Annotated in this window: 7 protein-coding genes; all 7 read right to left on the bottom strand. The window is 63.8% G+C overall.

Going from position 1 to position 7284, the window contains the following annotated elements:
• On the bottom strand, positions 1–527 hold a 527-nt coding region (locus tag MAXJ12_RS01190), incomplete at its 3' end, for an acetamidase/formamidase family protein (protein ID WP_008833901.1).
• A complete protein-coding gene (locus tag MAXJ12_RS01185) occupies positions 517–2142 on the bottom strand; it encodes an ABC transporter substrate-binding protein (RefSeq protein WP_008833900.1) in 1626 nt (541 codons plus the stop codon). The genes MAXJ12_RS01185 and MAXJ12_RS01190, both read right to left, overlap by 11 nt.
• 40 nt (positions 2143–2182) lie before the next feature.
• Positions 2183–3103, bottom strand: coding sequence for an ABC transporter permease (locus tag MAXJ12_RS01180; protein ID WP_040584544.1), 921 nt, complete (start codon positions 3101–3103; stop codon positions 2183–2185).
• Positions 3100–3990, bottom strand: coding sequence for an ABC transporter permease (locus MAXJ12_RS01175; RefSeq protein ID WP_008833898.1), 891 nt, complete (start codon positions 3988–3990; stop codon positions 3100–3102). The genes MAXJ12_RS01180 and MAXJ12_RS01175 overlap by 4 nt, the downstream gene beginning before the upstream one ends.
• Positions 3987–4586 carry an ANTAR domain-containing response regulator gene (locus tag MAXJ12_RS01170; protein ID WP_008833897.1) on the bottom strand — a complete coding sequence of 200 codons (600 nt, stop codon included), beginning with the start codon at positions 4584–4586 and terminating at the stop codon, positions 3987–3989. Before MAXJ12_RS01170 ends, MAXJ12_RS01175 begins: the two co-directional genes overlap by 4 nt.
• Positions 4583–5761: a transporter substrate-binding domain-containing protein gene (locus MAXJ12_RS01165; protein ID WP_008833896.1), complete on the bottom strand. Its 1179-nt coding sequence runs from the start codon at positions 5759–5761 to the stop codon at positions 4583–4585. The genes MAXJ12_RS01170 and MAXJ12_RS01165 overlap by 4 nt, the downstream gene beginning before the upstream one ends.
• A 175-nt stretch (positions 5762–5936) precedes the next feature.
• Complete coding sequence (locus MAXJ12_RS01160) at positions 5937–7256, bottom strand: Tm-1-like ATP-binding domain-containing protein (RefSeq protein WP_008833895.1); 1320 nt, start codon at positions 7254–7256, stop codon at positions 5937–5939.
• Positions 7257–7284 lie beyond the last annotated feature (28 nt).

Raw genomic sequence — 7284 nt, 5'->3', positions numbered from 1 at the left:
GTCGTGCCGGCGGCGAGATCGCGGATATCGAGATTGCCGCCGACCCGGCGCGGCGGCACCACCGAATGCAAACCGGGCTCGGCCGGCGCAACCCCGATCGTGCCGGCGAACGGTTTCAGCGGCACGCGCCCGTTCCGGCCGTACAGTGCCGGCGTCAGGGCCGCGGCGTCGTACTTCCACAAATTCAGCGCCGGTTCGGTGAACTGGTCGGCCAGCAAGCCGAAGCCCGGAATGTTCGCCGTCCAGCCGAAGCCGGACGGTTCGAACTCGTCGATGGTGATCTTCAGGGCATCTCCGGGCTCGGCCCCGTCGACGAAGACGGGACCGGTCACCGGATTGACCCTGGAGAAGTCGAGCGAGGAGACATCGGTGACGGTGCTGTCGGGTTTGAACTGGCCGCCGCCACTGTCCAGGCATTCGAAGCGGATGGTCGAGCCCGGCGCCACAGTCTGCGCGGGCGGGAGCGAATGATCCCACCCGAAATGATGGCTCCTGCCGTGGATTGTGTAGTCGCAGCTACTGCACATCTTTTGCATAGACCTGATCATAGTGGACGGGGATGTGGACGGGATCGACGAACAGTTCGTCCGCCCCGCCGATACGCGCCGAGCGCACCGAGAAACGCTCCTCGTTGAAGATCGGCGCCCAAGGCGCGTCTTCCATGATCTTCAGGTAGATGTTGCGCCACGTCTCCTCGCGTTCGGCCTTTCTCGCCGGGTCGACGATCGCGTCGGCCGCGGCTGCCTGGCTGTCGAGTTCCTCATTGCAGTACCAGGACCAGTTCCATCCGCCCTGCACTGCGCCGCCGCAGCCCAGGATCGGACCATAGAAGTTGGAAGGATCCGGGAAGTCCGCGATCCAGGCCATGCCGCCAGACCAGATCATCGGTGCGCCGTCTGGCTCGCCGCCGGCGGCGATGACGTTGGCCTGTGCCAGCGACTTCACCGAAGCCTTTATGCCTATGGCGGCGAGATCCTGCTGGATTGCCTGTGCGATGCGGGGCTGCGGGTCGGTGTTCATGACGAACAGCTCGGTCTCGACACCGTCGGCCAGGCCTGCCTCGGCCATCAGGGCCTTCGCCTTCTCGACATCGTAGGGATAGCCCTCATAGTCCTTGGCATAACCCGGCATTGTCGGCGGCAGCGGCTGGTTGGCGGGGATCGCGCGGCCGTTGATGATGCGCACGATGCGGTCCTTGTTGACCGCCATGTTGACGGCCTGGCGCACCTTCACATCGTCGAACGGCTTGATCTTCACGTTCATCGCGACATAGCCGGTGTGCAACTGGCCGCCCTGGATGACCAGATCCTTGAATGCGGGATCTTCCTTCACCTCGATGAACTTCGCCGGTGGAATGCCGTCGCCGGGGATGTCGATCTCGCCCTTCTGCAGGCGAAGCAGCGCCACGATCGGCTCCTGCCCGACCTCGAAGGTGATCTGGTCGAGCTTCGGCAGGCCCTTGTTCCAGTAGTCGGCGAACCGCTCGAAGACGAGCTTCTGGCCGAGCGTCCATTCAGCCAGCTTGAAGGCGCCCGACCCGACCGGATGCTTGCCGAAATCGGCGCCATGCTTCTCCACCTCCTCCTTGGGGACCACGTGGGCAAAGTTGATCGCGGCGACATGCAGGAAGGTGGCGTCGGGCCGCGACAGTTCGAACTCGATCGTATACGGATCGACGACGGTAATGCCGGAGAGGCTGTCCGCCTTGCCCGCGCTCGCTTCCTCAAAACCCTTGATCGAGCCGAAGAAGCCGGCGCCGGGGCTCTGGGTTGCGGGGTTTACGACGCGCTCGATCGAATATTTCACGTCTTCGGCGGTCAGTTCGCGGCCATTGTGGAATTTGACGCCCTGGCGCAGCTTGAAGGTGAAGGTCTGGCCGTCCGGCGAGATTTCGTAGGATTCGGCGAGGTCGGGCTTCAGTGTCGTCGTGCCGGGCTCGTAGTCCATAAGGCCGTCGAACAGCGATTTGATCATCGACCAGTTCTGCCAGTCATAGCCGATCGCCGGATCGAGCGTGGACACGTCGTCCTTGTAGGTCACGGTCATCGAGCCGCCCTGCTTGATCTCCTGGGAGAATGCCGGGGCAGGCAAGGCGAGCGCCAGCACCGCTATGGCGGCGCTCGAAAGAAGCAGTTTTTTCATGGCATGCGTTCCTTTCTCTGGGGTTTCTTGTTTTGTCGGTTCAGCGAAGCTTGATGCGGGGATCGACGAGTGGCGCGATCAGATCGGCGAGCAGGTTCCCGATCACGATGGCGAAGGCCGAGACCATCGTGACCCCCATGATGATCGGAATGTCGATGCGCTGGATCGCCTGCCAGGCGAGCTGACCGATGCCCGGCCAGCCGAAGACGCTTTCCACCACGACGATGCCGGACATGAACAGCCCGATATCTATGCCGATCATCGCTATGATCGGCAGGATGGCGTTCGGCATGGCGTGGACGAACAGGATCTGCGCCCGCTTCAGTCCCTTGGCGCGCGCGGTGCGGATGTAATCCTGGCCAAGCACGTCGATCAGCGACGAGCGCATCATGCGCGAGTACCAGCCCGCGCCGAGGAACCCGAGCGTAACCGACGGCAGGACCAGATGCGCAAAGGTTCCGTAGCCGCCGATCGGGAACCATTCGAGCCTCACCGCGAAGACATAAAGCAGCAGGATTCCGATCACGAACTGCGGCGCCGAGACGCCGACGAAGGAGACGACCATCAGCGAGTTGTCGACCGTAGTGCCGCGCCGCAGCGCCGCGATGGCGCCCATGGTAAGGCCGATCGCCAGCTCGCAAGCGATCGCGCCGGCCATCAGGAGCAGGCTGGCGGGCAGGCGGGACCAGATCAGCTCCGCCACTTCCGTCTTCTGGAGATAGGAGCGGCCGAGGTTGCCCTGCAGCAGGTCGCCGAGATAGCGCAGATACTGCTGGTAAAAAGGAAGATTGAGCCCGAGTTGCTCGCGGATGTTCTCGACCGTCTGCGCGGTCGCGCTTCGTCCCGCGATCTGGCGGGCCGGATCGGCTGGAACGAGATAGAGAAGCACGAAAGTGACTAGGCTGATGCCGACGAGGATCAGCAGGCTTTGCAGCAGGCGGCGCGCGACATAGGCCATCAGTGATGCCCTTGCTGCGTCGGATCGAGGATGTCGCGCATTGCGTCGCCGACGAGGTTGAAGGCGAGCGTCAGAAGCAGGATCGCCGCGCCGGGGATGAAGACGAGCCAGGGCGCGCTGGAAAAATAGGTCTGGTTCTCGAATATGATGTTGCCCCAGGAGGGGGTGGGCGGCTGCACGCCGATGCCGAGGAAGCTCAGCGTTGCCTCGAGCAGCACCGTGGTGGCGATGCCGAGCGTCGCCCAGACGATGATTGTCGAGACGAGATGCGGCAGGATGTGCCGCAGCATGATGCGCAGCGCGCCGGCGCCCATGGCGCGTTCGGCCTGGATGAAGTCGCGCTCGGCCAAGGCGCGGGTCTCGGTGTAGAGAACCCGCGCGATCTGCACCCAGTTGACCATGGCGATGACCAGAGCGACGATCCACAGGCTGGGCGTGAAGATGGCGGCGAGCACGATGGCGAGAAGCAGCGCCGGGAAGGCCATCATGAGGTCGGTGAAGCGCATCAGGACGGCCTCTACCCAGCCACCGAAATAACCCGCGGTGATGCCGACCATCGAGCCGATGAGCACGGCGATGCCGTTGGCCACAACCCCGATGATCAGAGACGTTCGCGCGCCGTAGATGAGCCTGCTGAACAGGTCGCGGCCGACCAGGTCGGTGCCGAACCAGAAGGTGGAATCAGGCGGCAGCGGCGCTCCCTCGATGCTCAGGCCTTCGAAGAACTGCTCGTGTGGGTCGTGAGGAACGATCCATGGTGCGAAAACTGCCGCGATGACCACGATCGCGATGACCGCCAGCCCGAAAATGGCAAGCGGCCGCCTCAGCAGCCGCGAAAGGATGCTCTGCGTTTGCGGCAAAACCTCGGGGCTGCTTTCGAGCACGGTCATCTTTGTTTCCGCTCGAGATCGACTGCCGCTATCAGTTCCTCGGCGATCAGCTCGATGGCGCGCCTTTCGCTCATCGCCTGCATCCTGAGCTTCTGGAATGCCGCCCTTGACGAGATGTTGTCGCGGACCATCAACAACGCGGTCGCCTCGGCCAAAGCCTCGCGGCTTTGCAGCCGCATGCGCAACGAAGCGATTTCGCCGGCGAGCGCCGTCCTCTGCGCGAAGGAATGGCGGGCAATGACAAGTGCGCTGTAAAGCCCGGCGCTGCCGATTGGCTTCAGCAAATGCGCGTCGGCGCCCTGGTTCATCGCCCAGGAGACGCGCCCCGGCGCTTCACTGCCGATCAGTGCAATGATCGGCATCGGGGCCGCGCCGGGCTGCCATGGAAACTGGCCGTCGTAGCCCATATCCGCATCGATCACGAGCACGTTCCATTGGCTGAGGCCAGTATCGCCCGCCATCTCGGGCCAGCAGTGCGCGGCCGATATGCCGAGGCGCTCGAACTGGAGCAGGGTGGCGTCGACATTGGCGTGCGGCCGGTGGACGACCAAAGCGCGCCAGCCCTCGAACGAGGGAATGGGTCTGCCGGCGGTCATCGCACCACCCTCAGAAATCCGGATTTGTCGTCCTGTTCGGATTGGTCGTTCGTCGGCACGCCAAATCGGGTCCGCGTCAAGAATGGGTCGGGCTCGATCGCCGACTGGGCTTCATGCACCACTTCGAATGCGCCGTCGGAACCGGCGCGTGCAATATGTGCCGGCATGGCGACATGGTTGGTCCGCCGGTCGACAAGGATATTCCCGAAGGGGGAGGGCAGGGCTTCGGTCGTCACGGCAGAAAGCACCGGCTCGATGGCATCGGCGCCGGTGCTACGGATCGCATTGGCGATCATCAGCACGCTCGCATAGCTCTCGGCGAAGAACGCCGTGACGGGCTGGGTGCGGTTCGCGGCGCCGATCCGTTCCAGGAACAGCCGGTTCTCCTCGGTCTGCAGCGACTGGAAATAGCAACTGACCGAATAGTGTCCGGCCGCAGCCCCGCCTAGGTCGGCGATCTCGCCCTCATAGAGGTTGCAGCTTATCACCGGACGGCTTTCCGGCCGGAACGAGGGATCCTCCAGGCCGAGCGCATGGTAGGCGCGCAGGAAGGCGTAGGAGGAGGAGCCGATCAGATTGTTGAGGATGAAATCCGGGCGCTTGGCGCGGATCTCCGCGATCAGATGGGCGATGTCGGAATCGCCGATCGGCACGTAGCGCTCCGCCAGGACGGTGCCGCCCGAATGGGTGACGACCTCGCGGGCGATGCGGTTGGTCTCCCAGCCCCAGATGTAATTGGAGCCGAGCAGCAACGGATCGCGCCCGAAGCGTGGAATTATGTAGTCGAGAAGCGGCAGCAGGTGCTGGTTGGCGCAGGCGGCGACGTAGACGACGTTTTCGCTCGCTTCGAAGCCCTCGTAGACGCAAGGATACCACAGCAGCGCATCCATCTTTTCGACGACAGGGATCACCTCCTTGCGGCTCCAGGATGTCGTGCAGCCCACGACGTGCCGCACGCCGGCCTGCCCGACCATTTCCCGGCAGAATGGCGCATAGCGGTCCGTATTGCCTTGCGGATCGCGGATTACCGGGTCGAGCGAGAACGGAAAGGTTCCGTCGCGGTTCACTTCGTCGATGGCGGCCATGGCGCCATCGAATCCCTCCTGTCCCGGTTCCGCGTATGGACCCGAGCGCGAGAACAGGATGCCTATCGGAATGACGCTTTCGCCTGCCATCTGAACGCCCAAAAAGCAAAAGGGCCCCACCCCAGGTTTCATTCCCGGAACGAGGCCCAAATGCCAAACATCAATGTCGAAGTGGCGGTCAGTAAAGGCGGTGCTGAAATCCGAGTCAAGCTGTTTCGCGCCGGCTTTCCGGCACAGCGCCCACGCAAATCCGGAGCTGTCGATACTAGTGGGCGAAGCGCTCCGTCGCTTTGTCGAGCGCCGCCAGCAGCACTTCCCGATCCCCGACCTGGTTGTCACGCCCCTTGCCGGCGGGAACGATTCCCGCCGCGACCCAGCGGTCGAAAATGGCGAGCACTGTACTCACGAAAGCCTCGCCGTTGATGTGTCCTTCGATCTCGTGCAATTCGGTCGGCTCGCGGATGGCCGAACGCATTTCATCGACAAAGGCCGCAAGCCCGTCGGGGTCGTGCAGCGGCTCGCCTTCCTGGTCCCATTGCTGGATACCGCCGGAAGGCAGCACGAAAGCGACCGGACCAGTTGCGGCGGCGAGCTTGTCGCCGATGGCGCGGGCGATGCGGCGACGGGCTTCGGCGCCACAGGTCACCGAGGCGATTAGCCGGTTGTGGGCGTGGTAGGGACGGTCGGCGAAAACTTCCGGCACCGGCTGCCAGGTCGGAAAGTCCACCATGTCGATTGCGCCCGGCGCAACGATCTGGGGAATGCCCGCTCTGCCGGCATTTTCCAGCCGGTCGGGGCCGGAATTCACCACCGAGCCGTTCAGATAATTGGCGAGTTCCTGCAGGCTGAAATCCATTACCGCTGCAAAACCATTCCTCGCGGCGATCAATTCCATCGCCCGGCCGCCCATTCCGGTGGTGTGGAAGACAACCACCTCGTAGCCGCGCCGCTCCAGTTCCGACTTGAGCGAAACCATGTAGGTCAGGCAGCTCTTGCCGAGCGAGCTCATGCCGATCACCGGCCGGTCGTCCTTCGCCGGCTTCAAGACGTGCCGCGCCGCGCCGACCACCGCGCCGCAGGCCTGCGACAGCACCGATTTGCATGCGCCGTTGAGGCCATGGAGGCCGCCTGCCCAGAGGATCATCATCAGGTCGGGTGCGATGCGCTCGGGCGGTATGAGATGCGAATAGGCGATAGTCGACACCACGAATTTCGGCACGCCGAGTGGCAGCGCCAGCGCCACATCGAGCGCCAGATCGGTCCCCATCGTGCCGCCGACCGCGATGAAAGCGTCTATCTCGCCGGTCTCCTGAAGTTTGCTCGCCAGGCGCGAGGCGCCGAGCGCCATCGCCGTCATGGCCGTGTTCTCGTCGCCGCTGGCGGCCACGGCATCGATGGTGGTCTCAGCGGCGGCGGCGACGGCATGCCTGTTGTATTCCGGGCGATAGGGCGGCTCGCCGAGAACGCTGGCGTCCATCATGACAGGCACGCCGCCCGCCTTTGCGATGCGGTCGCGCATGAACAGGAGTTCGTCGGCCTTGGTGTCGCCGGTGCCGACGACGAGGATACGGGGTGTTCTTGTCATTGGCTTCATCTTCAGGATGCCGGGTTTA

This window comes from Mesorhizobium alhagi CCNWXJ12-2 (genome assembly GCF_000236565.1).
GTDB classification, from domain to species: domain Bacteria; phylum Pseudomonadota; class Alphaproteobacteria; order Rhizobiales; family Rhizobiaceae; genus Allomesorhizobium; species Allomesorhizobium alhagi.
Note: the sequence above shows the minus strand (reverse complement) of the source record. Positions and strands in the feature narration are given on the sequence as shown.